The organism is Sphingobium yanoikuyae, assembly GCF_013001025.1.
Classification (GTDB): domain Bacteria; phylum Pseudomonadota; class Alphaproteobacteria; order Sphingomonadales; family Sphingomonadaceae; genus Sphingobium; species Sphingobium yanoikuyae_A.
Genome location: NZ_CP053021.1, coordinates 2,761,191 through 2,786,007 on the forward strand (window position 1 = coordinate 2,761,191; position 24,817 = coordinate 2,786,007).

Genomic DNA, 24,817 nt, shown 5'->3' on the forward strand with positions numbered 1-24,817 from the left:
TTCGTCTTCAGGCCACCAGTCGGTCGATCATCGGCTGCGTCACCAGGCAGACGCCATTGTCGGTCCGCCGGAAATGCTGCGCATCAAAGGCCGGATCTTCGCCGATGATCAGCCCCGGCGGGATGATGATCCCGGAATCGACCACGCATTTGTGCAGCCGAGCACCCCGGCCGATCTCGCAATCGGGCATGATGATGCTTTCCGTCACCGACGAGAAGCTGTGGGTGCGCACCTCGGAAAAGAGCAGGCTGCGATGCAGCGAGGAGCCCGACACGATGCAGCCGCCCGCCACCAGCGAACTGGTCGCCGATCCGCGTCGGCCATCCTCATTATGGACGAACTTGGCCGGCGGCGTGACCTCCGAATAGGTCCAGAGCGGCCAGCTGCGGTCGTAAAGGTCCAGGCTCGGAACCACATCGGTCAGGTCGATATTGGCCTGCCAATAGGCGTCGATCGTGCCGACATCGCGCCAATAGGGCACCAGCTCGCTTTCCGCCCGCACACAGCTGCTGGAGAAGCGATGCGCCACCGCCTTCCCGTGCTTCACGATATAGGGGATGATGTCGCCGCCGAAATCGCGCTTGCTGTTCTTGTCGTCGGCATCGCGCAACAATTGCTCGATCAGGAAGCGGGTGCGGAAGACATAGATGCCCATCGACGCCAGCGCCATGTCGGGCTGGCCGGGAATGGCGGGCGGATCCTTGGGCTTTTCGACAAAGGCGGTGATCACGTCCGCCTCGTCGACATGCATCACGCCAAAGCCGACCGCCTCCATCCGCGGCACCTCCAGACAGCCGACGGTGACATCCGCGCCACTGTCGACATGCTGCTGCAGCATCAGCTCATAGTCCATCTTGTAGACATGATCGCCGGCCAGGATGACCATATATTCCGGCGCATAGCTTTCGATGATGTCGATATTCTGGAACACCGCGTCGGCCGTGCCCTCATACCATTGGCTTTCGGAAATACGCTGGCTGGCGGGCAATATGTCGAAGCTCTCGTTGCGCTCGGGCCGCAGGAAGTTCCAGCCGCGCTGCAAATGGCGGATCAGCGAGTGGGCCTTATACTGGGTCGCCACGCCGATGCGGCGAATGCCGCTGTTGAGCGCGTTGGACAGGGCAAAGTCGATAATCCGCGCCTTGCCGCCGAAATGCACCGCCGGCTTGGCCCGCCGGTCGGTCAGCTCGGCAAGGCGACTGCCGCGTCCGCCGGCCAGCACATAGGCCATGGCGTCGCGCGCGATCGGCTGATTGCGTTGTTGCATTAGGGCTCCTCTCTCATGCCCGCGACCGCCTGCACGCGTTCCTCGGTATCAATAGTCCAGTTCCAGCATCAAGGTTCCGAAGGGCGGGATGGTTATGTTCGCCCATCCGCTCTCATCGGCCTCGACCACGCCCATATTGCCGGCTCCGCTGCCGCCATATTCACACGCATCGCTATTGAGTATCTCGCGCCAGCGACCGCCCACGGGCAGCCGCATGCGATAGCCATGGCGCAGCACCGGCGTGAAATGGCTGACGACGACGATCGGCTTGTGGCCGGGCGCCCGTCGTTGCCAGGCAAAGACGCTGTCCGCTGCGCCGTCGACCAGCACCCATTCAAACCCTTCCGCCTCGCAATCGCGCGCATGCAATGCCGGCCGCGAGCGATAGAGACGGTTGAGGTCGCCGACCAGCATTTGCACACCCTGATGGGGCGCATGATCGACCAGGTTCCAGTCGAGCGCCCGCTGCTCGCTCCACTCGGCGCGCTGGGCGAATTCCTGCCCCATGAACAGCAGCTTCTTGCCGGGATAGCCCCACATGAAGGCATAATAAGCCCGCAGCGTCGCGAATTTCTGCCAGTCGTCGCCCGCCATCTTGTGCAGCAGCGACGATTTGCCATGCACCACCTCGTCATGGCTCAGCGCCAGCACGAAATTCTCGCTGAAGGCGTAGAGCAGGCCGAAGGTGATGTCGTCATGATGATGCTGCCGATGCACCGGCTCGCGCGCCAGATAGCGCAGCGTGTCGTGCATGAATCCCATATTCCATTTGAAACCGAAGCCAAGGCCACCCTGATGCACCGGCGCCGATACCTGCGGCCAGCTGGTCGATTCCTCGGCGATCGTCATCACGCCGGGAGAATCCGCATAGAGCGCCTTGTTCATCCCCTGGAGGAAGGCGACCGCCTCCACATTCTCCCGCCCGCCATGGTCGTTGGGGATCCATTCGCCGGGCTTTCGCGAATAATCGAGGTAGAGCATCGACGCGACCGCATCGACCCGCAGCCCGTCGACATGATAGCGCTCGGCCCAGAAGAGCGCATTGTTGGTGAGATATTCCGCCACCTCGCGCCGGCCGAAATTATAGATCGCCGTGTTCCAGTCCGGCTGGAAGCCCTTGCGCGGATCGGCATGTTCATAAAGCGCGGTGCCGTCGAACCGGGCCAGGCCATGCTCGTCGGTCGGAAAATGCGCCGGCACCCAATCGAGAAGGACGCCGATCCCCGCCCGGTGCGCACCATCGACGAAGCGGGCAAAGCCCGCCGGATCGCCAAAGCGCGCAGTCGGCGCATAAAGGCCCAGCGTCTGGTAGCCCCAGCTTGGGTCATAGGGAAATTCGCTGATCGGCAGGAACTCGATATGGGTAAAACCCATGCCCACGACATAGGGGATCAGCCGCTCGGCCAGCGCATCCCAATGCAGAAAATCGCCATTTTCGTCGCGCTGCCATGACCCGGCATGCACTTCGTAGATGGAGATGGGCTGCCGCCGCGCATCCGCCTTCTGCCAATGGTCGCGGTGATCCGCATCGCCCCATATATGCGCGGGTGGACCGTTGACGATCGACGCAGTCGACGGGCGCAGTTCCGAGCGGAAGGCGAAGGGATCGGCCTTGAGCGGCAGCACCACGCCATCCGGCCCGACAATCTCGAACTTGTAGGGCTGGCCGATGCCGACTTCGGGCAGGAAGATTTCCCACACGCCCGCATCCTGCCGGTGCCGCATCGCCGCGCGCCGCCCGTCCCAGCGATTGAAGTCGCCGACCACCGACACGCGCCGGGCATTGGGCGCCCAGACCGCGAAATGGGTGCCGGCAATCCCTTCATGCTCCATCGGATGCGCGCCCAGCTTCTCGAACAGCCGCTTGTGCGATCCTTCGGCGAAATAATAATCGTCCATCGGCCCCAGCACCGGGCCAAAGCCATAGGGATCAATCGTCGCATAGCTGCCGCCATCGCCATAATGCGCTTCATAGCGCAGCGGCTGGCGCTTGCGGATCTTGACCTTGCCCTCGAATAGTCCGGCCGGGTGGATCAGCGCCAGTTCGCCGACCACCTTGCCATCCAGCGTCTGCGCACTGACGCTGACGGCATCGGGCAGCAGCACGCAGGCGGTAAAGCCGGTCTTGCCGCTGTCAGGATCGGCCGGGTGCACGCCAAGCGTCGCGAAGGGATCGGCATCCCGCCCTTCGACCAGCCGGTCGATCTGCTCCGGCGTCAGCACGCTCCTATCTCCCGTCTCCGCCGATAGCGGCCATTCTTATCATCCCATCTTCCAGATGTCGGCGGCATATTCGCGGATCGTCCGGTCGGACGAGAACCAGCCCATGCGCGCGACATTGTGGATCGCCTTCTTCGCCCACAATGCCTGATCCTGCCAGATGCCGTCGACCCGGCGCTGGGCGGCGGCATAGCTGTCGAAATCGGCCGCCACCATGAACCAGTCATGGTCGTAGATACCCTGGATCAGATCCTTGTAGCGATTGGGGTCGTCGGGCGAGAAGACGCCGCTGGCAATGGCATTGAGCGCCTGCCCCAGTTCCCGGCTCTGTTCGATCACCGCGCGCGGATTATAGCCTTCGGCCCGGCGCTGGTTCACCTCGGCCGCGGTCAGGCCGAAGATCACGATATTATCCTCGCCAACATGATCGCGCATCTCGACATTGGCGCCGTCCAGCGTGCCGATGGTCAGCGCGCCATTGACCGCGAACTTCATGTTTCCGGTGCCCGACGCCTCCATACCGGCGGTCGAAATCTGTTCGCTCAGGTCCGCCGCCGGGATCATCATCTCGGCCATGGAGACATTGTAATTGGGCACGAACTGCACCTTCAGCAGCCCCTGCACCGACGGATCATGATTGATCGCGCGGGCCACGTCGCCCGCCAGCTTTATGATCAGCTTGGCATTATGATAGCTGGGCGCCGCCTTGCCGCCGAACAGCTTGACCCGCGGCACCCAGGCTTTTTCGGGATGCGAGCGGATCTGGTCATAAAGCGCCACCGCCTCGATGATGTTGAGCAACTGCCGCTTATATTCGTGGATGCGCTTGATCTGGATGTCGAACAGCGCGTCGGCGTCGATCCGGGCGTTGATCCGCTTGCGCAGCAGGTCGGCCAGCGCGACCTTGTTGAAGCGCTTCACCGCCAGGAACCGCTCCTGGAAAGCCGTGTCGTCGGCGAAATTGTCAAGCTCGCGCAGCGCCTCGGCATCGTCCATGAAGCGGTCGCCGATCGCCTCGCGGATCAGGTCGAACAGGCCATGGTTGCACTGCATCAGCCAGCGGCGGAAAGTCACGCCATTGGTCTTGTTGTTGATCCGCGCGGGATAAAGCTTGTGCAGGTCAGCAAAGACCGTGACCTTCATCAGGTCGGTGTGCAGCGCCGACACGCCATTGACGCTGTGCGATCCGGCAAAGGCCAGATTGCCCATCCGCACCCGCCGCTCGCCGCCCTCATCGATCAGCGAGATGGTGCCGATCGCATGATCGTCGAACTGGCCGGACTTGCGCGCCTCGCCCAGCAACCGGCTGTTGATGGCATAGACGATCTGCATGTGCCGGGGCAGCAGCCGCTCGAACAAGGGCACCGGCCAGCTTTCCAGCGCCTCGGGCAACAAGGTATGGTTGGTATAGCCGAAGGTGCGGCGAACAATGTCCCAACCCTCGTCGAAATCCAGCCCATGCTCATCGACCAGGATGCGCATCAGTTCCGCCACCGACACCGCCGGATGGGTATCGTTCAGCTGGATCGCCGCCTTGTCCGGCAGGGTGCGGACATCGCCGAAATATTGGATATGCCGCCGGACAATGTCCTGCAGCGAGGCGGAGGAGAAGAAATATTCCTGCCGCAGCCGCAATTCCTGGCCCGCCGGTGAACTATCGGCAGGATAGAGGACGCGAGTCAGCGCCTCGGCCCGGTTGCTTTCGGACAGCGCGCCCAGATGGTCGCCGGCATTGAACTTGTCGAGCAGGATCGGGTCGATCGGCTGCGCCTCCCACAGGCGCAGCGTATTGACCCGCTTGCCGCGCCAGCCGGCGATCGGCGTGTCATAGGGGGTGGCGATCACCCGTTCGGCGGGACGCCAGCTCATCTGATAGGGGCCGCAATTCTCGCACTCGGCCGGATCGACGCGCCCGCCAAAGCCCACCTCGTAACTCGCCTCGCGCCGCTCGAACTCCCAGGGATTGCCGTGCGCCAACCAGTTTTCCGGCAGTTCCACCTGCCAGCCGTCGCTTATCTCCTGCCGGAACATGCCGTTCACATAACGGATGCCATAGCCATAGGCGGGGATGTCGACCGTCGCCATGCTCTCCATGAAGCAGGCGGCGAGGCGCCCCAGGCCGCCATTGCCCAGCGCAGCATCCGGCTCCAGCGCAGCGATCAGGTCCAGATCGACGCCCAGCGAGTCGAGCGCGGCCTGCAAATCGTCCAGCATTTCCATGTTGGACGCGGCATCGCGCATCAGCCGGCCGATCAGGAATTCCAGGCTCAGATAATAGACCCGGCGCCCCTGTTCCTCATAGGTCTTGTGGGTGGACTCGATCCAGGCGTCGATCACCCGGTCGCGGATCGAGAGGATGACGGCATGCAGCCAGTCATGCGGCTTGGCTGCCTTGGCATCCTTGCCGATGCGATAGGTCAATCGCTCGACAATCTCATGGGCCAGAATCTGCGGATCAACCTGCCGGGGTGCCGGCTTGGGAAGCTGCGTCTCGCCCTTGAGATTCATGGCCGGGATCTCCCTCTATGAGTCACCGGGATGATGGCACAGCGCGCTTCGCCATGCCAATCCATTATGGGATGGCCCGCCCCTTTTCCCCGGCATCAGGTATGATGCCGGTGCTTGAAAAGGAAAGGAGCGGACCGATGTCTATTGTTATCCTTGGCGTTGATTTGGGCAAGAATGCCTGCAGTGTCGTAGGCGTTGATGCAGCAGGCGCTGTCATCGTGCGTAAGTCGATGCGCCGACAGACACTTATCGATTACGTGACCAAGCTTCCGGCTTGCGTGATTGCAATGGAGGCGTGCTGTGGTGCCCACAACCTTGGTCGCCTTTTCGCCGCGCAGGGGCACGAAATCAGATTGATGTCGCCGGAGTACGTACGCCCGTATGTCAAAGCGCAGAAGAATGATGATCGTGATGCGGAGGGGATTGCCGAGGCCGCCTCGCGCCCGACTATGCGCTTCGTCGAACTCAAGACTCAGGAGCAGTTGGACATCCAGACCCTCCACCGCGTCAGGTCCCGCCTGGTAGCCGAGCGCACAAACCTTATCAACCAACTGCGGGCGATCCTCCTGGAGCGGGGGACCATTTTTCCGGCCGGCCGGCGCAAGCTGGAGTTGGGCATTGATGCCATGCTGGCCGCCGAAGATACGGCCCTATCACCACGCTTGAAGCAACTGGTGGGTGAACTGCGCGCCGAATGGCACGAACTTGATACCAAGGTCGAGGCACTGAACGGCGAGTTTGTCGAACTGGCTCGCAATGATGCAGCTGCCCGGCGGCTCACGTCCATCCCCGGCATCGGCACGTTGAACGCAACCGCTTTGATTGCAGCCGTGGGCGATGCCAGCAGCTTTGCCAAAGCGCGAGACTTGGGTGCTTGGCTCGGCTTGGTACCCAGGCAACATACTACCGGCGGCAAGCCCCGGCTGCTCGGCATCTCCAAGCGTGGCAACACCTATTTGCGCACTTTGCTCATCCATGGCGCCCGGGCAGCATTACCGTCACTGGCGCGCAGCGAAACCCCGCTGGGACGTTGGTTGACAGGAATGATCGAGCGAGGAGTTCATCGCAACGCAATCGTCGTCGCATTGGCTAATAAACTGGCGCGGATCGCTTGGGCAGCCCTTCGCAAAGAAGTGAGCTTCGAACGCGGCTATCCAGCAGCGGCATAACGGATCGGCTGCGTGCTTCTGCGCGCGTAGCCCAACGATGTTTGCAGGAAGGATCGTGAAGATGGCCTGACAGTCGATCGGCGTCTGGAAAGCCCGGGCAAAAAAATGGCACCTGTTGCCGGTTCCCTTATTGTGGCTCCAGACGTGCGGATGTCCATCTTGGCCACGGGATGCTCCCGTGAGACCGCATACGTTGACGCAGACTGATCAGAACACCGTAAAATCCTACTTGCAAACGGGGCGGGCCATACGTTTTTTTGCAGCGCAGCATAGACTATTCCCGCCTCTTTCTGCGGGCTTGGCCTGTCTCAGCCCTGACCGCGTCGCGTGACGATGGCCGCCCCGATCCCGGCCCGCAATTCCGCCCGAACCGGATAGGTGCTGGACGGCAGATGCTGGGTCATGAACAGGCCGATCAGCCGCTCGACCGGATCGATGAAGAAATAGGTCGAAAACACCCCGCCCCAATAAAATTGCTGGTTCGCCAGCGTCATCGCGAAGCCCAGGCCGAAACCGACACCGGCATAATCGGCTTCGCTGAACATCGCCTGCGACATGCTGGCAAGGTCGCCGCCGCCGGGCAGGTGATTGATCCGCATCTGCGCCACCGTTTCGGGCTGCAACAGCCGCGCCCCATCCAGTTCGCCACCGCGCAGCAGCATCCGGGCAAAGCGATGATAGTCGGCCGTGGAGGAAATCAGCCCACCCCCACCGGATCGGAAACGCAGCTTGCGCCGCCAACTGCTGCGCGCGCCGCGATCCTTGAGCTTCAGCCGATCATCCTCCAGTCGCCAGGCGTCGGTCAGACGATCGATCCGATCCACCGGGATGGTGAAGAATGTGTCCGTCATGCCGAGCGGCGCAAAGATATGTTCGCGAAAATGGCGCTCCAGATCCTGCCCCGACAGTCGCTCGACGATCACGCCCAGCACATCGGTCGACACGCCGTAATTCCAGCGCTCGCCCGGCGAAAATTCCAGCGGAATACCGGCCAGCGCGGCGATGAACTCGTCCGACGACCGCTTCTGCTGGAACTCGTCCAGCCCCAGTTCGCGATAGCGCGCGTCGATCGGCGTCTGCTTCTGCAGCCCATAGGTCAGGCCCGACGTGTGGCGCAGCAGGTCGATCATCTGCATCGGCCGCTTGATCCGCCCGCGCCCGTCCGCGCCGACGCGAAGGTCGGCAAATTCGGGCAGCACGTCGGTCACCGGATCGTCCAGCGCCACCTTGCCCTGTTCGACCAGCCGCATGAAGGCAACGCTGGTGATCGGCTTGGTCATCGACGCGATGCGGAACAGCGCTTCGGCCTGCAACGGCTCGCCGGTCGCCCGCGCCTGCCCCCGGCTGACCGACAGCAACGGCACTTCGTCGCGCGAGACCAGCATCTGCATATGCGGCAATTTGCCGCTCTGCACATAGGTCCGGTCCAGATGATCGACCAGCGCGTCCAGCCGGTCGGGGTCCATCCCCGCCGCCCGCGCCGCTGCTGCATCCGCCACCTTCGCTGTCGCCATGTCCGCTCCTGCCATATCCGAAACGGGCTAGAGCAAGCCGCGCACTAGGTAAATGATTTCAGGCCATGACCGGTCGATCCACGCCTTGCCATTGCCAAGACCCCACCCCTGCCTCTATGGCAACCCGCCTGATCGCCAATACCGGACGCACCACAGGCATGGCCACGGGCCTTTCTGCTATCTTCTTCCAGAATCGCGCTGCCCTGCTGCGCTTCCTGCGCGCGCGCGGTGCGGGCGAGGATGCGGAAGATCTGCTGCAGGACATGTGGATGAAGCTGGAGGCCAAGGATCTGGGGCCGGTCGCCGATCCCCTGCCCTATCTCTATCGCATGGCCAACAACCTGATGCTCGACCGCTATCGCTCCGCCACCCGGCGCGAACGACGCGAGCAGGACTGGGCCGAAGGCGCCGGCGGCGTGATGGCCGATCCAAATGACGATCTGGCGGTCGACGAACGCATGATCCTCAATCAGCGGCTGGAACAGGCGCGCGGCATATTGGCCGATCTTGGCCCCCGCGTCGAACTGGTGTTCCGCCGGTTCCGCATAGAAGGGGTCGGCCAGCGGCTGATCGCGGAGGAATTGGGGGTCAGCCTGACCACGGTCGAGAAGGATCTGCAAAAAGCCTATCGGGCGATGCTCGCGCTCAAGCAAAGTCTGGATACGGAATGAGCGGATCGGCGGCGTCTGGCTCTTCAAGGGGCAAGAAATGAACAGGGCACAGGCCATGATGAACGAGGAGGCGCTCGGGTGGGTGATCCGCACGCGCGATCCCGAATTTGACGACTGGGACGCCTTCACCATCTGGCTGGAGGGCGATCCCGCCCGCGCGACCGCCTATGATACGCTGATGGCGGCCGACGCGGATCTGGCGGACATGGTTCCGGCTGCCCCCCCCGTCGTCATGCCTGTTGCCGCCAATGATGCCGGCGAACGTCAGCGCCGCCCGCTGCGCTGGATCGGCGGCGGCGCGGTCGCCGCCGCGCTGGTCGCCGCCGTCTCGGTCGGCCTGCTCAACCGCAGCGACATCTACAGCATCACCACCCGTCCCGGCGAAACCCGCAGCATCGCGCTCGACGACGGCACCAGGATCGAACTGAACGGCGGCACCACCCTGCGCCTCGACCGCAAGAATGCGCGCTTTGCCGCGCTCGACGCCGGCGAAGCGGCCTTCACCGTGCGCCATGACGCTGCCGAACCGTTCCGCGTGAGCGTGGGCGACGCCGTGTTCGAGGATGCCGGCACCGTCTTCAACATCGTCCATAGCGGCGGCGCCACTCGCATTGGCGTGTCCGAAGGCAAGGTCATCTACAATCCGCAGGCCGAAGCCATTTCGCTGCCCGCCGGCCGCGCGCTCAGCGATAGCGCCGAAGGGCTGCGCGTGATGGACGTCGCGCCCCAGGCCGTCGCCAGCTGGCGCCAGGGCCAGCTTATCTATGCCAATGCGCCGGTCGGCGACGTGACCCAGGATATCGCCCGCTCGCTGGGCGTGACGCTGGCCGCGACGCCCGGCGCGCAGGCCATGCGCTTTACCGGCACGATCCGGCTGGAACGGGACCCGTCCCGCTTCTTCGCCGCTGCCGCGCCCCTGATGGGGCTGTCCGCCATCCGACAGGGGAATGGATGGCTGCTGAAGGAAGGGGATGGGTCGCAAAACTGACGTCCTTTTCGTCACCGCCTTCGCCATAGCGGCCGCATCGCCTGCGCGAGCGGCGGACAGACAGTCGATCGACCTCGCTCCGGGACGCCTGGGCGAGGCGGTGGTGGCGCTCGGCCATCAAACCGGCGCCAGCATCGGCATGTCGGACCAGTCGCTGGCCGGCATCGCCACCCCTGCGATCCGGGGCCGGATGTCGACCGCAGGCGCCCTTTCCCAGCTGCTGCGCGGCAGCGGCGCCAAGGCCAAACAGATCGACGCCAGCACCTGGCGCATCGTGCGTGCCCGCAAAAGCACTCCGCCGCCATCGCCGACGCCAGCCGCAGCGGTGCAACTCGCGCCGGTCGTTCAGGAAACGCCAGCCGACATCATCGTCACTGCGTCCAAGCGCGACATTCCCCTGCCCCGCTATGCCGGCATGGTCGAAACCGTGACCGGCGGCTTGTTTGAGACCGCCGACGCGGCACAGGGCACGGCCGCGCTGCTCTCGCGCGTCGCAAGTCTGAGTTCCACCCATGCCGGCGCCGGCCGCAACAAGCTGTTCATCCGCGCCATCGCCGATTCCGGCGTTGCCGGGCCGACCCAGGCGACGACCGGCCAATATCTGGGCGACATGCGCCTCAACTATGCCGCACCCGATCCCGACCTGCGCCTCTATGACGTCGGCGGGGTCGAGGTGTTGGAAGGGCCACAGGGCACGCTCTATGGCGCCGGCTCGCTCGGCGGCATCATCCGCATCATCCCCAACGCCCCCAATCTCGCGCAGTTCGGCGGCCAGATCTCGACCGGCGTGTCGGCAACCCAGCATGGCGATCCGGGCGGTGACCTGTCGGCCATCCTCAACCTGCCGATCGTGGCCGAGAAGGTGGCGCTGCGCGTCGTCGGCTATGGCGTGCAGGAAGGCGGCTATATCGACGATGTCCTGCGCGACAAGGATGACGTCAATCGCACCCGCACCTATGGCGGCCGCGCCACGCTGCGGATCGCACCGGCGGACGACTGGACCATCGATCTCAGCACCGCCTACCAGCATATCGAGGGTGACGACGCCCAATATGCCAGCCATGACGTCGGCCGACTGGAACGCGCCTCCAGCGTCGCCCAGCCCTATCATTCCGACTATATCCTGGCCAATGCGCGCATCGAGCATCAGTGGGACGATCTGCGCCTCGTCTCCTCGACCGGCTATGTCCGCAATGTCCTGGCCGAAAGCTATGACGCGACCCAGCCGGGCGGCGCGCCGGCCCTGTTCCGCCAGCGCAACAAGGTCGAACTTTTCTCGACCGAGAACCGGCTGGTGCGCGACCTCGACAATGGCCTGGGCTGGCTGCTGGGCGTCTCCTATCTGGAAAGCACCTCGACCATCCAGCGGTCGCTGACCGGCTATGGCCCGCTGAGCGCACCGGCGATCGAGATTTTGCCGGGCGTCCCGGTCTATGGTCGCGGACGTCCTGCCACAGCCACCGGCGTGCGCAATCGGATCAAGGAAGCGACCCTGTTCGGCGAAGCCTCGTTCGAGCCGCTCCAGGGGCTGGTCGCCACCGTCGGCGGACGCCTCACCAACAGCCGCCTCAGCGGCGAGGCGATCGATCCGGTGGCGATGCTTTCGGCCGTCGCCGACCTGGCCCGTGTCGAGGCGCAGGCCGATCGTTCCGAAACCATCTTCCTCCCCTCCTTCTCGCTGCTCAGCGATGCGGTGAAGGGGCTTACCCTCTATGCCCGGTTCGAACAGGGCTTCCGTCCCGGTGGCCTCGCGGTCGACGATCAGCGCGCGCGCAGCTTCCGCAATGATCGCATCTCGACCATGGAACTGGGCTTCCGCAAGGGCGTGCCCGGCCGCGACACGGTCGCGCTCAGCGGCAATGTCGCCTATACCGACTGGCGCGACATCCAGGCCGACGTCACCGACCGCATCGGCCTGCCGACCACCGCCAATATCGGCGACGGACGCATCTATACGGTCGAAGGCCGGATCGTGGTCCGCCCGATCCCGCCGCTGACGCTGGATGGCTCGATCATCTACAATGACAGCCGCCTGACCCAACCGGCCCAGTTCGTGCGCGCGCTTTCCTATGAAGGGCGCTCGCTGACCCTGCCCAACGTCGCCAATCTGGGCGGCCGCGTCGCTGCCGACTATCGCGCGCCATTGGGCGACGACATGCGCCTGCACCTGTCGGCCTCGGCCCGCTATGTCGGCAAGTCACGCCTGGGCGTCGGGCCGATATTGGGCCGCGAACAGGGCGATTATGTCGATACGGCCCTGTCCGCGGCCGTCACGCGCGGCCCGATCGAACTCTCGCTTTCGCTCACCAACCTGTTCGACAGCGACGGCAATCGTTTCTCGCTCGGCACCCCGTTCGACCTGAGCACCGACTATTATACGCCGCTGCGTCCCCGCACCGTGCGCATCGGCCTGGATTTCGCCTTCTAAAATCACGCCAGACGGCATTTTTCCTGACGGAACCAGCCCGGCGGCGGCGTCCCTCCCGCATGTACGTGCCCATCAAACGGCGCGGCATTCAGAGGAGATATCATGCGACATTTGCTGGCCTGCACGGCCATCGCCCCGGTTCTGGTTGCGCTGACCGCAACCAACGCCGCGGCGGAAACCACGATCGGTTCATCCACCACCACCGCCGTCAAGACCTCCACCGTCGCCTCCGGCGCGGCCGATGCGATCACGGTCAGCTCGGCTGGCAGCATCACGCTGACCAGCGGCACCGCGATCACGATGGACAGCAACAACAATGTCAGCAACGCCGGTTCGCTGACCATCAACGATGCCGACAATGCGACCGGCATTCTGGTCAAGGCCGGCACCACCGGCAACATCACCAACAGCGGCACGATCACGCTGACGGAAGATTATACCGCGACCGACACGGACAGTGACGGCGACATTGACGGCACGTTCGCCAAAGGGACGAACCGCAATGGCATCCTGGTCGAATCCGGCGCGGCTCACACCGGCAATATCGACACCACTGGCACGATCTCGATCGAAGGCAACAACAGCGCCGGCATCCGCGTCAACTCGACGCTGATCGGCAATCTGTCGACCTATGGCACGATCGGCGTGACCGGCGACAACAGCTATGGCGTGGTCGCCAACGATATCGACGGCAACGCCACGATCCGCGGTTCGATCAGCACCAAGGGCGCGAACAGCACCGCCGTCGCCCTGCTCGGCGATGTCGATGGCGCAGTGAAGATCCAGGGCACGATCGTCAGCACCGGCTATCGTTCCACCACCCGCCCGAGCGACGTGACCAAGCTCGACGCCGACGACCTGCTGCAGGGCGGCCCCGCCCTCGTCATCGCCGGCAATGTCAGCGGCGGCATCGTGTTCGACGTCGCGCCGACCGCCAGCGATGATGACGACGAAGATGACACCGACATCGATGATGACGGCCTGCTCGACAGCACCGAAACCACTGCCACGGTCATCAACTATGGCTCGGCGGCTGCGGTGCAGATCGGCTCGGCCAGCGCCGACACCAGCATCGGCGTTGTCCAGGGCGACAGTTCGGGCTATGGCGTGGTCGTGCGCGGCGCGATCGCGGGCTATGGCATCTATGACGGCGTCGATGCCAATGCGATGGTGATCGGCGGCCTGGGCGGCGATGTCGACATTGCCAAGGGCGTCCTGGTCGCCGGATCGATCACCGCTATCTCCTATGACAGCAACGCCACCGCGCTGCGCCTGGGTTCGGGCGCGACCAGCGACGCGATCGAGATTTCGGGCACCGTCGCCGCTTCGGGCGCCGCGCTCGCCAACACCAGCGCGCGCGGCCTGGTGATCGACGCCGGCGCACAGGTCAATTCGGTCAAGGTCAGCGGCACGGTCGCGGCGGTTGCCGCCGATGATGAAAAGGGCCGCGCGATCGCGATCCTCGATTCCTCGGGCACCGTCTCCAGCCTCAGCAACACCGGCACCATCTCGGCGACCGGCGGCCTCACCAACACCGCCATCGACCTCAGCGCCAACAGCAGCGGCGTGACGCTGACCCAGGCGCTCGCCTCCTCGACCGCGACCGCGCCCAGCATCGTCGGCGACGTCAAGCTCGGCTCGGGCGATGACGTCATGACGGTATCGGCCGGCCGGATCGTCGGCGATGTCAGCCTGGGCGCAGGCAATAACAGCCTGTCGCTCTCGGGCAGTTCGACCCTGACCGGCGATCTCAGCTATGCCGGCACCGGCGCCACCCTGACCCTGGCCGATACCGCCAGCGTCACCGGTGCGCTCGACTTTGGCGGCGCCAGCGGCACGATGACGCTGAACGGCACCTCCAGCTATACCGGCGCGATCAGCAACAGCGGCAACATGGCGCTGGTGCTGAACGGCGGCACGCTGGCGGCCAGCAACACCGGTTCGGTCGCGCTCGCCTCGCTCAGCGCCTCCTCCGGCTCGGCGCTGGGCGTCACCATCAACGGCGCCGATGGCACCAACACCGTCTATGACGTCGCCGGCGCCGCCAGCTTCGCCAGCGGTTCCAAGGTGAAGGTGGCGCTGACCCAGGTCGGCGGATCGGAAGGCGACTATGTCATCGTCCGCGCCGCGTCGCTGTCGGGCACCCCGGCGCTCGATAGCGCGACCCTGCTGCCCTATATGTTCAAGGGCAGCGTCAGCAGCGACACGACGACCGGTGACGTGACCCTGTCGATCGCCGCAAAGACGACGTCGGAACTGGGCCTGACCGGCTCGCTTTCAAGGGCCTATTCGGCGATCTTCAACGCGCTCGACAATGACAGCTCGATGGCGTCGGCCTATCTGGACGTGACCGACGGCCAGACGCTGAACGGTGCGCTGCGCCAGATGCTGCCCGAACATTCCGGCAGCACCTTCGAAGCCGTCACCGCCGGCTCGCGGGCGACCGCGCGCATCCTGTCCGATCCCAACGGCATCTACCGCACCAAGGACGGCAAGCTCGGCTTCTGGCTGCAACAGGTGGCGTTCGGCAGCTCCAAGAGCATCGGCGACACCGCCTCCTACGACATTAATGGCTGGGGCGCGGGCGGCGGCGTCGAATATCTGACTGATCTTGGCGCCTTCGGTGGCTCCTTCGCCTATATCCATGGCCGGGACACCAGCGACAGCTCCAACAGCTCGGCGGATTCCGACCAGTTCGAGCTGGCGGCGCACTGGCGCGGCAGCTGGGGGCCGCTCCAGGCCTTCGCGCGCGTGTCGGCGGCGCATATCGACTTTGACGGCACCCGCAACTTCACCCTGGACGATGTCGTGCGCAAGGCGACCGGCGACTGGTCGGGCAAGCTCTATTCGGCCACGGCCGGGGCTTCCTATCAGCTCCAGTTCAACCGCTTCAGCCTGCGTCCGGGCGTGGGCATCGACTATTATCGCCTGAAGGAAGGCGGCTACAGCGAAAGCGGCGGTGGCGACGCGTTCAACCTGACCGTCGACGGCCGCACCAGCGACGAAATGACCGCCAACGGCACGATCGCTGCCGGCTATGATTTCGGCAGCCTCAATCGTGAGGATGGCTGGGCACGGTTCGAACTGGAAGGCGGTCGCCGCCAGCTGATCGGCGGGTCGCTCGGCGACACGGTCGCCCATTTCAAGGATGGCGATGACTTCGTCCTGGTCGCCGACAAGCGTACCAGCGGCTGGACCGGCCGGGCCCGCCTCTATGGCGGCACCGACACGTTCCGCGTCGGCGGCGAATTCGGTGCGGAAGAACAACAAAATCACGTCGCAATCTCATTCCGGGCGACGGTTAACTTCGTCCTGTGACGTCTGAATAAGGAATTGGCGGGCCACACCCCACAGACCCTCCCGGTCCGCCAGTTGCGCCACGGCATGATGTTCCTCCCCAAGGGACGCCAAGGCAAAAAAGAGGGGCGTCGCATGGGTTTCACCCGAGCGACGCCCCTTTTTCATGGGGTAGAGCATTTTCGAAGCAGATGGCCTCATCTGCTGGCTCGAAAAATGCGGAAAACAAAAGATAAACAGAGCATGATCCGATCCAGTATGAACGGATCATGCTCTAGACAGTTTGGCGCCTATTCGGCGGGCGTCGCCGCCAGATCGATAATCCGGTCGCGATCATAGGCGAGGACGCCGGCGATCGGCATGATCCGCGTGACCGGGACGCCATGGAAATTCGGCAGCTTGCCCACCGCGCGATAGCGGGCTGGGCGGATCGTCCATTGCGCGAGGCGTGGATCGGTCGCGACCTCCGCAGTCACCGGGGTCAGGGCATTGACGCCGGTCAGCGTGCCCAGGTCCGTCACCTCGCCCGCCTTCGCCTCGAACCGGACGCTGCCCATGCAATAGCAGGCGCCCAGCCCCTGCATGATCGGCCCCATGCCATAGATGCGATAGCTGCCGGGCGTGATCTCCTGCAGATAGACTGAATAGCCATTGCTGCCCTTGGCGAAGCGGCCGCCACCGCCCAGCGTGACCGTCGCGGCCTCGCCGAAACTGGGATAGACGAAATTGGCTTCGGCGGGTTCGACCGGCCGCTCGATCGTGCCGCCCTTATTGTCGCGTTCATAGGCCTTGAGGCGCCCCAGATATTTCTCATGCTCCTCGGCCAGCGCTTCTGCGCGCGCGGCATCGTATCGGGCCTGATCGGCCGCATCGGCGATCCGCATCAGCATCAGGCTGCTGGGATCGTCGGAGCGCAGCAGGATATAGGCCTTGGCCGGATCCTGCGTCAGGGCCAGCTGGTTATCGACCGATTTGCTGGTCGCATAGACCTGATCCTTTGCCGTCGCGAGGGACGGCAACACTGCAAGCAGCGCCAGCATGGACAGCATCGGCTTCATGGCGCCAGCACCTCCCCGATGGCGGGCGTTCGCGCCGCCACAGCGGCCTGCTGCAATAGGCGCCGTCGCCGTTCGCCGTCGGGCACGGCGGTCAGCCCTTCCTCGAAATTGAAATATTGCCAGACCTTCTTCGACACGCCGTGCCGGTCATAGCCCTTGAAAGCCATGCAGGTGCGCATCGTCTGGCGCCGTGCTTCGCGCTTCAGGGCCGAACCGATGATGGCCTCGCTCATCAGGCTACCGATCGCACCACCAACAAGCCCGCCAACCCCATAATAATAGGAATAATTGTTCGGCAGGTTCGACCGCAGGCCACGGGCATAGCCGTCACATTCGCTGATATCGGCAAAGGCCGTGCGCACATCGGTGTTATCGCGCCGGAAATAATAATATTTCTCGAAATCGGCGGCATCCGAAGCGTTGAATGGCCCCTTGACCGCCGGCAGGATGATCAGCCGAATATCCTTGTCGCTAAGGTCCACCGGACCAAAGGGCGATGCGCTGTCTTCCAGCACTGTGCCTGCCAGCCTTGGCGCTTCAATCCCATCCTGCGCCCGCACCGGCATGGCTATCAGGCACCATGCCAGCATGACGGCCGAGGCCGCCCTTCCCCTCAATGTCATCCCTTCCCCCCATCATGCCAATGGCATTGCCCGCCAGCCCGCCTTCCCCAAGGCGGTCCCCCAAAAGAAAAGGGCGATGGCCTTCAAGCCACCGCCCTTTCTGTTTTCCTGTCAGCCGGCGAGCGCCTTCTTGACCAGTTCGTTAACGACCTGGGGATTGGCCTTGCCCTGCATCGCCTTCATCGTCTGGCCGACGAAGAAGCCGAACAAGGCTTCCTTGCCGCCGCGATACTGCTCGACCTTGTCGCCATTCTTGGCGAGGACATCGGCCACCGCCGCCTCGATCGCGCCAGTGTCGCTGGTCTGCTTCAGGCCCTTTTCCTCGACGATCTTGCCGGGCTTGTCGCCTGTTTCCAGCATGATCTCGAACACCTGCTTGGCGATCGTGCCGCTGATCGTGCCATCGGCCACCAGTGCCAGCAATTCGGCGCCTTCCTCGGGGCTTACCGAGCTTTCTTCAAGGCTCTTGCCAATGCGGTTGAGGGCGCCATACAGTTCCGACAGCAGCCAGTTGGCCGATGCCTTGGCGACCTCGCCCTCGCTCTTCTTCTGGATGCGCGCGCCTTCCGCCAGCAGCGCCTCGAACCAGCGGGCGGTGTCGGCGTCGGCGGTCAGGGTCGCGGCATTATAAGCGGACAGGCCCAGATCCTGTGCATAACGGCGCAGCTTCGCGTCCGGCAGTTCCGGCAGCGACTGGCGGCATTCCTCCAGGAAGGCGTCGTCCAGTTCCAGCGGCAACAGGTCGGGATCGGGGAAGTAGCGATAGTCGTGCGCATCTTCCTTCGACCGCATCGAACGGGTTTCGTTGCGGTCCGGATCATAGAGGCGCGTTTCCTGCACGATCTTGCCACCGGCTTCCAGCACGTCGACCTGACGGTTCGCCTCATGCTCGACCACGGCCATGACAAAGCGGACCGAGTTCACATTCTTCGTCTCGGTGCGGGTACCGAACTCTTCGCCCGGACGACGCACGGAAACGTTGACGTCGGCGCGCATCGACCCCTGGTCCATATTGCCGTCGCACGACCCGACATAGCGAAGAATGGTTCGCAGCTTCGAGAGATAAGCTCCTGCTTCAGCAGGCGAACGCATGTCCGGCTTCGACACGATTTCCATCAGCGCCACGCCCGACCGGTTGAGGTCGACATAGGAGCTGGTCGGGTGCTGGTCGTGCATCAGCTTGCCGGCGTCCTGCTCGACATGGATGCGCTCGACGCCGATCACCTTGGTGCTGGCTTCGGGGTTCTTCTCGTCGAGGACGATCTCGATCTGCCCTTCGCCCACGATCGGGTGATAGAGCTGGCTGATCTGATAGCCCTGCGGCAGATCCGCATAGAAATAATTCTTGCGGTCGAAGCGCGACCATTTGTTGATCTGCGCGTCGATCGCCATGCCGGTGCGCACCGCCTGGCGGATGCACTCGCGGTTCGGCACGGGCAGCATGCCGGGCATGGCCGCATCGATCAGGCTGACCTGCGTATTGGGCTCCGCGCCGAACGCCGTCGCGGCGCCGGAAAAGAGCTTCGCGTTCGACGTCACCTGCGCATGGACTTCCAGGCCGATCACGACCTCCCACTCGCCGGTTGCGCCCTGGATGCGATAGGTTGATTCAGTCATTTCGCTTCTTGCCCATCAATTTCTGTCGGAGCGATCCGACCTCTGCTTCGGCGACCCTTGCCCCACAGACTGGTCTTGGGGCGATCCGATGTCGCTTCCGCGGTAGCAATGACGATCTTCCGACGCTTGGCTGGTCGATCATCCTTACGCTGATATCGCTGTTTCCCAGAAACAGTGAAGGAACTGAGCAAATCGACAAGTTCCCCCACCAGTTCTAGGAAGGTCATCTTACCACCACTTGTTCGGCCGCGCGGTGAAGCCGGCCCGTTCCTCGATGGCGAGGCTGGCGTTCAGCACGGTCTGTTCGTCCAGCGCCTTGCCGATCACCTGCAGGCCGATCGGCAGGCCGGCCGAATCCAGCCCGCCCGGGATCGCCATCGCCGGCAGCCCGGCCAGCGAGGCCGGCACGGTGAAGACGTCGTTCAGATACATGGCCAGCGGATCAGCCTGCTTCTCGCCCAGGCCGAACGCCGCGCTCGGCGCGGTCGGCGTCAGCAGCAGGTCGCACTTCTCGAACGCCAGTTCGAAATCGCGCGCGATCAGCGCCCGGACCTTCTGTGCCTGGGTATAATAGGCGTCGTAGAAGCCGGCCGACAGCACATAGGTGCCGATCATGATGCGGCGCTTCACTTCCGGGCCGAAGCCGGCAGCGCGGGTCGCGGCATACATGTCCTGCAAACCTGCGCCATCAGGCAGGTCGCGCTGGCCATAACGCACGCCGTCATAGCGGGCGAGGTTCGACGAGGCTTCGGCAGGCGCAATGATATAATATGTCGGCAGCGCATATTTGGTATGCGGCAGCGACACCTCCACCACTTCGGCGCCGGCGTCCTTGAGCCATTCGATACCGCGATCCCACATGGCGGAGATTTCCGCGTTCAGGCCATCGGGGCGATATTCCTTGGGAATACCGACCTTCTTGCCCTTGAGATCGCTCGACAGATTGGCTTCCCACTGCGGAACCGCCAGATCGAGGCTGGTCGAATCCTTGGGATCGAAGCCCGACATGACTTCCAGCAGGATCGCATTGTCGCGCACCGTGCGCGCCATCGGCCCGGCCTGGTCGAGCGACGAAGCGAAGGCGACGATACCGAAACGCGAGCAGCGGCCATAGGTCGGCTTGATGCCGCTGATGCCGGTGAAGGCGGCCGGCTGGCGGATCGAGCCACCGGTGTCGGTGCCGGTCGCAGCCGGGCAGAGCCGCGCGGAAATGGCCGAGGAGGAACCGCCCGACGAACCACCGGGCGCCAGTGCGGCATTATCACCGCCGCCGCGCCGCCAGGGCGAGATCACATTGCCATAATAGCTCGTCTCGTTGGACGAACCCATGGCGAACTGGTCGAGGTTGAGCTTGCCCAGCATGCCCGCACCGGCCGCCCACAGCTTGCCCGACACGGTCGATTCATAGGTCGGCACGAAGCCTTCCAGCATGTGCGACGCGGCAGTCGTCTGCGTGCCTTCGGTGCAGAACAGGTCCTTCATGCCGATCGGCACGCCCGCGAGCGCGCCCAGCGTCTCGCCGGCGGCCTTGGCCTTGTCGGCGGCGTCGGCCGCAGCCAGCGCCTTTTCGGGGGTCTCGACGATGAAGGCGTTCAGCGCCTTGGCAGCGGCGACATTGGCGTTGAAACCCTCGGCCACTTCGCGCGCCGAAAAATCGCCCGCGCGGAAGCCGTCGCGGATTTCCGCTACAGTAAGATCAGTCAGATTGGTCATTATTCGATCACCTTGGGCACCGCGAAGAAGCCATGTTCGGCCTGCGGCGCATTGGCCAGCACCTTGTCACGCACATTGCCGTCAGTGACGACATCGTCGCGCAGGCGTTGATGGTTGGGGATGACGGCCGTCATCGGCTGCACGCCGGTCACGTCCACCTCGCCCAGCTGTTCCACCCAGCCAAGGATATTGTTGAGTTCGGGCACCATGGCTTCCGCTTCCGCATCCGTCACCGAAATGCGCGAAAGGCTGGCGATCTTTTTCACGGTCTGAAGGTCTATCGACATGGGCCAAGCCGCTAGCACCCGCACCAGTCCGCTTCAAGTGTCCTGCTGCACCATCTGCCATCTTGCATGCGCCCATCTTGCATGACTGCCGCGCATGGGCCAGACAGGCCGCACGAAGGCGGGGCGATCCCCGCACAGGGATGGAGACGAGAGCAAGTGGCCCGCAAATTCCTCTATGTCGTCGCCGGCCTGGTCGTGCTGGTGCTTGCGATGCTGCTCGCCTATCGCATCTGGGGGATGCAGATCATGCGGGCGGTGATGGTCCCGCGCGAAGCGTTCCAGCCGCTCCAACCCCTGCCCGCCAACGCCTATGACGATCCGAAAATGTGGATCGCCCGCCCTGACCTGAGCAAGGACAATCCCGCGCTCTGGACGCCGCAGGGCGCGGCCAAGCTTGCGCCGCCCGCGCAGAAGGCCGCCGTCTTCTTCATCCACCCGACCAGCTATGTGACGCCGCTTGGCAATGCCCATTGGAACGCGCCGCTGGACGATGCCGAAAGCAACGCGACCGCGCGCCGCTTCGTGCTGAGCCAGGCCAGTGCCTTCAGCGCCGCCGGCAATGTCTGGGCACCGCGCTATCGCCAGGCCAATTATGGCGCCTTCCTCACCACCGGAGCGGAGGGCGACCAGGCGCTCGCCGCCGCCTATCGCGACGTGACCCAGGCCTTCGCCGCCTTTCTCAAGGCCAATCCCACCGGCCCGCTGATCCTCGCTGGCCACAGTCAGGGGTCACGCCACCTGCTGCAACTGGTGCGCGAACAGGTGGCGGGCAAGCCGGTCGCCGACCGGATCGCCGCCATCTATGCCGTGGGCTGGCCGATCTCGGTCGAGGCGGACCTGCCTGCATTGGGCTTCCCCGCCTGCGCCAAGCGGGATCAATCACACTGCATCGTCAGCTGGCAAAGCTATGCCGAACCGGCCGATCCGTCCGCCGTGGTCGAAAGCTTCGAGCGCAAGCAGGGCCTCAATGGCCAGCCGCGCAAGGGCACGCACATGCTCTGCACCAATCCGATCACCGGCACCTTCAACGGCAATGCGCCCGCCAGCGCCAATATCGGCACGCTCGACGCCCGCGCCGCCGACAAGCCCGCTCATCTGGTCGCCGGCATCGTCCCTGCCCGCTGCGACACCAGCGGCGTGCTGATGATCGGCGAGCCGGTCGACATGGGCCCCTACACGCTGCCCGGCAATAATTATCACGTCTATGATTATAGCCTGTTCTGGGGCAATGTGCGCGACGACGCCCGCCAGCGACTGGCGGCCTTTACCAAGACGCACTGAGATACATGAAACTTGTCACGACTGACCGCGCGGAATTTCGCGCAGCCCTGCCCGAGGGTGGCCGCCTGATCGGCATGGATGTGGGCACGAAGACGATCGGCCTAGCCCTGTGCGACGCCCAATGGTCGATCGCAAGTCCCGCCTACACCGTCAATCGCGGCAAGTTCAGCAAGGACAAGCCGGCGCTCGAAGCCTTCATGGCGCAGCAGCAGGTCAAGGGCATCGTCATCGGCCTGCCGCTCAACCTCGACGGCACCAACAGCCCGCGCAGCCAGGCGAGCCGCGCCTTCGCCCATAATGTCGCGGATATCGGCCTGCCCGTGCTGCTCTGGGACGAGCGCTGGTCGACCCAGGCCGTCACCCGCACCCTGCTGGAGGCCGACGCCAGCCGCGCCCGCCGCGACGAACTGGTCGACAAGCTCGCCGCCAGCTACATCCTCCAGGGCGCGATCGACGGCCTCGTCGCCGGGCTGGAATAGGCACGCCTGTCCTACAACGTGCCGCCCCGCTACATTCCCGGCGGCTCTTTCCCATCGCGATCCCCCGCCACTTTCCGATAGGATCAGCGGAACGTAACATAATGTCAGAATGTACGGGAAATATGCGAAGTTAAGCGCGCGATTTCCAACATTCATCCCGCCCAGCGCGCGCTGCCGGAGTTGCATATATCTGAAGTAACAGCGTTAAAGCGCTATTTACGTGATCGCGCTCACGGATTGATCGTTGCGAAAGCGATATTCCCTGCCCTGCAGTCGAACGGAAAAGGGCGGACGGATCAATGACCGAAGGCAAGAGTCCGGAAGATATCTGGCACATCATCAGCGAACAGCGCCGCATGATGCGCGACCATTTTCGCCGTGATCCCACCAGCTACTCGGTGCGTCGGGAAATGTCGCGCCGGCAGATGGCGCAGAAGCAGGACGATCAGACGCAGGACGTCTGAACGCCGTCCTCGAACGCCGCGATGATCGGGCATGGCCCTTCATCGGAGGCATGGCATTGCCGGGCCAGCCGCGTCAGCGCCGCCCGCGCCGCCTCCAGTTCCGCGATCTTCACATCCAGCGCCGCGATCCGATCGGCCGCCAGCTCGCGCGCCCGCTTGCGGTCCTGCCCGGCATCGAGCTGCAGCAGTTCGCCAATCTGTTCCAGCGTGAAGCCCGCCGCCTGCGCCGACCGGATGAAGCGCAGCCGCCGCACGTCGCCCTCGCCATAGCGCCGCACGCCGCCCTCCGGCCGATCGGGCGCATCCAGCAGGCCGCGCCGCTGGTAGAAGCGCACCGTCTCCACCCCAACATCGCCCGCGCGGGCCAGTGCGGAAATTGTCATGCTCATGCCTTGACTCCGTACCATGGTACAGACCCTATATGAGGGGCATCGCAGCGTAAACAAGGATGATGCAATGTCCCCAGCCTCGGGAAATCCGGCCCCGGAAAAGACGGCCCAGCTCTACCGTATGGTGATGCCCGGTCATGTCTGTCCCTATGGCCTCAAGGCGCGCTGGCTGCTGCGCCGCCATGGCTATCGGGTCGAGGATCATGCCCTTACCAGCCGGGCCGAGACCGACGCCTTCAAGGCGCAGCATGACGTGAAAACGACACCGCAAATCTTCATCGACGGCCGGCGGATCGGCGGCCATGACGATCTGCGCCGCTTCCTGGGCCTCAAGGTGCCGGTGCCCGGCGCGACCAGCTATGTGCCGGTGCTGGCCGTCTTCGCCGTCGCCGCACTGCTGGCGCTGGCGATCAACTGGCTAACCTTGGCGCCGCTGGTCGGCCTGCTGACGCTCGAACGGTTCATCGCCATCGCCATGATGCTGCTTGCCATGCTGAAGCTGCAGGATGTGGAGCGGTTTGCGACCATGTTCCTCAACTATGACCTGCTCGCCCGCCGCGTCATTCCTTATGGCCGCATCTATCCCTTCCTGGAACTGGGCGCGGGCGCGCTGATGCTGACCGGCCTTGCCCCCTGGCTGTCGATCCCGGTCGCCCTGTTCATCGGCGGCATCGGCGCGACATCGGTGTTCAAGGCAGTCTATATCGAGAAGCGCGAACTCAAATGCGCCTGCGTCGGCGGCAGCAGCAACGTGCCGCTCGGCTTCGTCTCGCTGACTGAGAATGTCATGATGGTCGCCATGGCGCTTTGGATGGTTGCCGGCATCCATTGAGCCGGCAGGACG

General features: G+C 64.2%; 19 protein-coding genes. 9 read left to right on the forward strand and 10 right to left on the reverse strand.

The features are described 5' to 3' along the window. Positions 1–7: 7 nt before the first annotated feature. From glgC to HH800_RS13485, 3 genes are read right to left on the reverse strand one after another with little or no spacing between them, the layout of a single operon-like run. Complete coding sequence (gene glgC, locus HH800_RS13475) at positions 8–1,267, reverse strand: glucose-1-phosphate adenylyltransferase (protein ID WP_169861392.1); 1,260 nt, start codon at positions 1,265–1,267, stop codon at positions 8–10. A gap of 48 nt (positions 1,268–1,315) precedes the next feature. Beyond that, positions 1,316–3,490, reverse strand: a complete 2,175-nt coding sequence (gene glgB, locus HH800_RS13480) for a 1,4-alpha-glucan branching protein GlgB (protein WP_169861393.1) — start codon at positions 3,488–3,490, stop codon at positions 1,316–1,318. Between the two features lie 39 nt (positions 3,491–3,529). Then, positions 3,530–5,995: a glycogen/starch/alpha-glucan phosphorylase gene (locus HH800_RS13485; RefSeq protein ID WP_169861394.1), complete on the reverse strand. Its 2,466-nt coding sequence runs from the start codon at positions 5,993–5,995 to the stop codon at positions 3,530–3,532. 137 nt (positions 5,996–6,132) lie between these two features. Here HH800_RS13485 and HH800_RS13490 point away from each other — a divergent pair, with 137 nt between their 5' ends. Next, on the forward strand, positions 6,133–7,164 hold the full coding sequence (locus tag HH800_RS13490) for an IS110 family transposase (RefSeq protein ID WP_020818605.1): 1,032 nt from the start codon (positions 6,133–6,135) through the stop codon (positions 7,162–7,164). 308 nt (positions 7,165–7,472) lie between these two features. On the opposite strand, the gene HH800_RS13495 is transcribed toward HH800_RS13490, so the two are convergent. Next, positions 7,473–8,678: a serine hydrolase domain-containing protein gene (locus tag HH800_RS13495; protein ID WP_169861395.1), complete on the reverse strand. Its 1,206-nt coding sequence runs from the start codon at positions 8,676–8,678 to the stop codon at positions 7,473–7,475. 158 nt (positions 8,679–8,836) lie between these two features. Here HH800_RS13495 and HH800_RS13500 point away from each other — a divergent pair, with 158 nt between their 5' ends. The 4 genes from HH800_RS13500 (at position 8,837) to HH800_RS13515 (ending at position 16,083) form a co-directional block, all read left to right on the forward strand. Further along, positions 8,837–9,349 carry an RNA polymerase sigma factor gene (locus tag HH800_RS13500; RefSeq protein WP_029547652.1) on the forward strand — a complete coding sequence of 171 codons (513 nt, stop codon included), beginning with the start codon at positions 8,837–8,839 and terminating at the stop codon, positions 9,347–9,349. 55 nt (positions 9,350–9,404) lie between these two features. After that, complete coding sequence (locus HH800_RS13505) at positions 9,405–10,337, forward strand: FecR family protein (RefSeq protein WP_169863329.1); 933 nt, start codon at positions 9,405–9,407, stop codon at positions 10,335–10,337. Next, complete coding sequence (locus tag HH800_RS13510; protein WP_169861396.1) at positions 10,321–12,765, forward strand: TonB-dependent receptor domain-containing protein; 2,445 nt, start codon at positions 10,321–10,323, stop codon at positions 12,763–12,765. Before HH800_RS13505 ends, HH800_RS13510 begins: the two co-directional genes overlap by 17 nt. A gap of 102 nt (positions 12,766–12,867) precedes the next feature. After that, a complete protein-coding gene (locus HH800_RS13515) occupies positions 12,868–16,083 on the forward strand; it encodes an autotransporter domain-containing protein (RefSeq protein ID WP_169861397.1) in 3,216 nt (1,071 codons plus the stop codon). Positions 16,084–16,352: 269 nt separating this feature from the next. Here the strand turns inward: HH800_RS13515 and HH800_RS13520 are convergent, their stop codons facing one another. From HH800_RS13520 to gatC, 5 genes are all read right to left on the reverse strand, one after another. Further along, positions 16,353–17,120 carry a hypothetical protein gene (locus tag HH800_RS13520; RefSeq protein ID WP_169861398.1) on the reverse strand — a complete coding sequence of 256 codons (768 nt, stop codon included), beginning with the start codon at positions 17,118–17,120 and terminating at the stop codon, positions 16,353–16,355. Further along, entirely contained in the window at positions 17,117–17,743 is a 627-nt protein-coding gene (locus HH800_RS13525; protein ID WP_169861399.1) for a hypothetical protein, read from the reverse strand. The genes HH800_RS13520 and HH800_RS13525 overlap by 4 nt, the downstream gene beginning before the upstream one ends. 111 nt (positions 17,744–17,854) lie before the next feature. Further along, positions 17,855–19,360 (reverse strand): Asp-tRNA(Asn)/Glu-tRNA(Gln) amidotransferase subunit GatB, encoded by a 1,506-nt coding sequence (gene gatB / locus HH800_RS13530; RefSeq protein ID WP_169861400.1) that lies wholly within the window; start codon positions 19,358–19,360, stop codon positions 17,855–17,857. 228 nt (positions 19,361–19,588) lie between these two features. Then, positions 19,589–21,073 (reverse strand): Asp-tRNA(Asn)/Glu-tRNA(Gln) amidotransferase subunit GatA, encoded by a 1,485-nt coding sequence (gene gatA, locus HH800_RS13535; protein ID WP_169861401.1) that lies wholly within the window; start codon positions 21,071–21,073, stop codon positions 19,589–19,591. Continuing rightward, complete coding sequence (gatC, locus tag HH800_RS13540; protein WP_004211845.1) at positions 21,073–21,360, reverse strand: Asp-tRNA(Asn)/Glu-tRNA(Gln) amidotransferase subunit GatC; 288 nt, start codon at positions 21,358–21,360, stop codon at positions 21,073–21,075. Before gatC ends, gatA begins: the two co-directional genes overlap by 1 nt. A 156-nt stretch (positions 21,361–21,516) precedes the next feature. Between gatC and HH800_RS13545 the strand changes: the two genes are divergently transcribed. From HH800_RS13545 to HH800_RS13555, 3 genes are all read left to right on the forward strand, one after another. Beyond that, complete coding sequence (locus HH800_RS13545) at positions 21,517–22,641, forward strand: DUF3089 domain-containing protein (RefSeq protein WP_037520979.1); 1,125 nt, start codon at positions 21,517–21,519, stop codon at positions 22,639–22,641. Positions 22,642–22,646: 5 nt separating this feature from the next. Beyond that, entirely contained in the window at positions 22,647–23,120 is a 474-nt protein-coding gene (gene ruvX / locus HH800_RS13550) for a Holliday junction resolvase RuvX (RefSeq protein WP_004211843.1), read from the forward strand. Positions 23,121–23,419: 299 nt separating this feature from the next. Then, on the forward strand, positions 23,420–23,584 hold the full coding sequence (locus tag HH800_RS13555) for a hypothetical protein (protein ID WP_004211842.1): 165 nt from the start codon (positions 23,420–23,422) through the stop codon (positions 23,582–23,584). Here the strand turns inward: HH800_RS13555 and HH800_RS13560 are convergent. Continuing rightward, positions 23,566–23,973: a MerR family transcriptional regulator gene (locus HH800_RS13560; RefSeq protein ID WP_169861402.1), complete on the reverse strand. Its 408-nt coding sequence runs from the start codon at positions 23,971–23,973 to the stop codon at positions 23,566–23,568. The two genes, HH800_RS13555 and HH800_RS13560, sit on opposite strands and share 19 nt — an antisense overlap. A 67-nt stretch (positions 23,974–24,040) precedes the next feature. Between HH800_RS13560 and HH800_RS13565 the strand changes: the two genes are divergently transcribed. Beyond that, positions 24,041–24,805 (forward strand): MauE/DoxX family redox-associated membrane protein, encoded by a 765-nt coding sequence (locus HH800_RS13565; RefSeq protein ID WP_169861403.1) that lies wholly within the window; start codon positions 24,041–24,043, stop codon positions 24,803–24,805. Positions 24,806–24,817 lie beyond the last annotated feature (12 nt).

Excerpts from the sequence above, each read along its gene's own strand:
- gatC (WP_004211845.1), bottom strand. The coding sequence starts at position 21,360 with ATGTCGATAGACCTTCAGACCGTGAAAAAGATCGCCAGCCTTTCGCGC.
- gatA (WP_169861401.1), bottom strand. The coding sequence starts at position 21,073 with ATGACCAATCTGACTGATCTTACTGTAGCGGAAATCCGCGACGGCTTC.
- HH800_RS13490 (WP_020818605.1), top strand. The coding sequence starts at position 6,133 with ATGTCTATTGTTATCCTTGGCGTTGATTTGGGCAAGAATGCCTGCAGT.
- HH800_RS13515 (WP_169861397.1), top strand. The coding sequence starts at position 12,868 with ATGCGACATTTGCTGGCCTGCACGGCCATCGCCCCGGTTCTGGTTGCG.
- HH800_RS13555 (WP_004211842.1), top strand. The coding sequence starts at position 23,420 with ATGACCGAAGGCAAGAGTCCGGAAGATATCTGGCACATCATCAGCGAA.
- HH800_RS13510 (WP_169861396.1), top strand. The coding sequence starts at position 10,321 with ATGGGTCGCAAAACTGACGTCCTTTTCGTCACCGCCTTCGCCATAGCG.
- HH800_RS13495 (WP_169861395.1), bottom strand. The coding sequence starts at position 8,678 with ATGGCGACAGCGAAGGTGGCGGATGCAGCAGCGGCGCGGGCGGCGGGG.
- ruvX (WP_004211843.1), top strand. The coding sequence starts at position 22,647 with ATGAAACTTGTCACGACTGACCGCGCGGAATTTCGCGCAGCCCTGCCC.
- HH800_RS13525 (WP_169861399.1), bottom strand. The coding sequence starts at position 17,743 with ATGACATTGAGGGGAAGGGCGGCCTCGGCCGTCATGCTGGCATGGTGC.
- HH800_RS13500 (WP_029547652.1), top strand. The coding sequence starts at position 8,837 with ATGGCCACGGGCCTTTCTGCTATCTTCTTCCAGAATCGCGCTGCCCTG.
- HH800_RS13520 (WP_169861398.1), bottom strand. The coding sequence starts at position 17,120 with ATGAAGCCGATGCTGTCCATGCTGGCGCTGCTTGCAGTGTTGCCGTCC.
- glgC (WP_169861392.1), bottom strand. The coding sequence starts at position 1,267 with ATGCAACAACGCAATCAGCCGATCGCGCGCGACGCCATGGCCTATGTG.
- HH800_RS13565 (WP_169861403.1), top strand. The coding sequence starts at position 24,041 with ATGTCCCCAGCCTCGGGAAATCCGGCCCCGGAAAAGACGGCCCAGCTC.
- gatB (WP_169861400.1), bottom strand. The coding sequence starts at position 19,360 with ATGACTGAATCAACCTATCGCATCCAGGGCGCAACCGGCGAGTGGGAG.
- HH800_RS13485 (WP_169861394.1), bottom strand. The coding sequence starts at position 5,995 with ATGAATCTCAAGGGCGAGACGCAGCTTCCCAAGCCGGCACCCCGGCAG.
- HH800_RS13505 (WP_169863329.1), top strand. The coding sequence starts at position 9,405 with ATGATGAACGAGGAGGCGCTCGGGTGGGTGATCCGCACGCGCGATCCC.
- HH800_RS13560 (WP_169861402.1), bottom strand. The coding sequence starts at position 23,973 with ATGAGCATGACAATTTCCGCACTGGCCCGCGCGGGCGATGTTGGGGTG.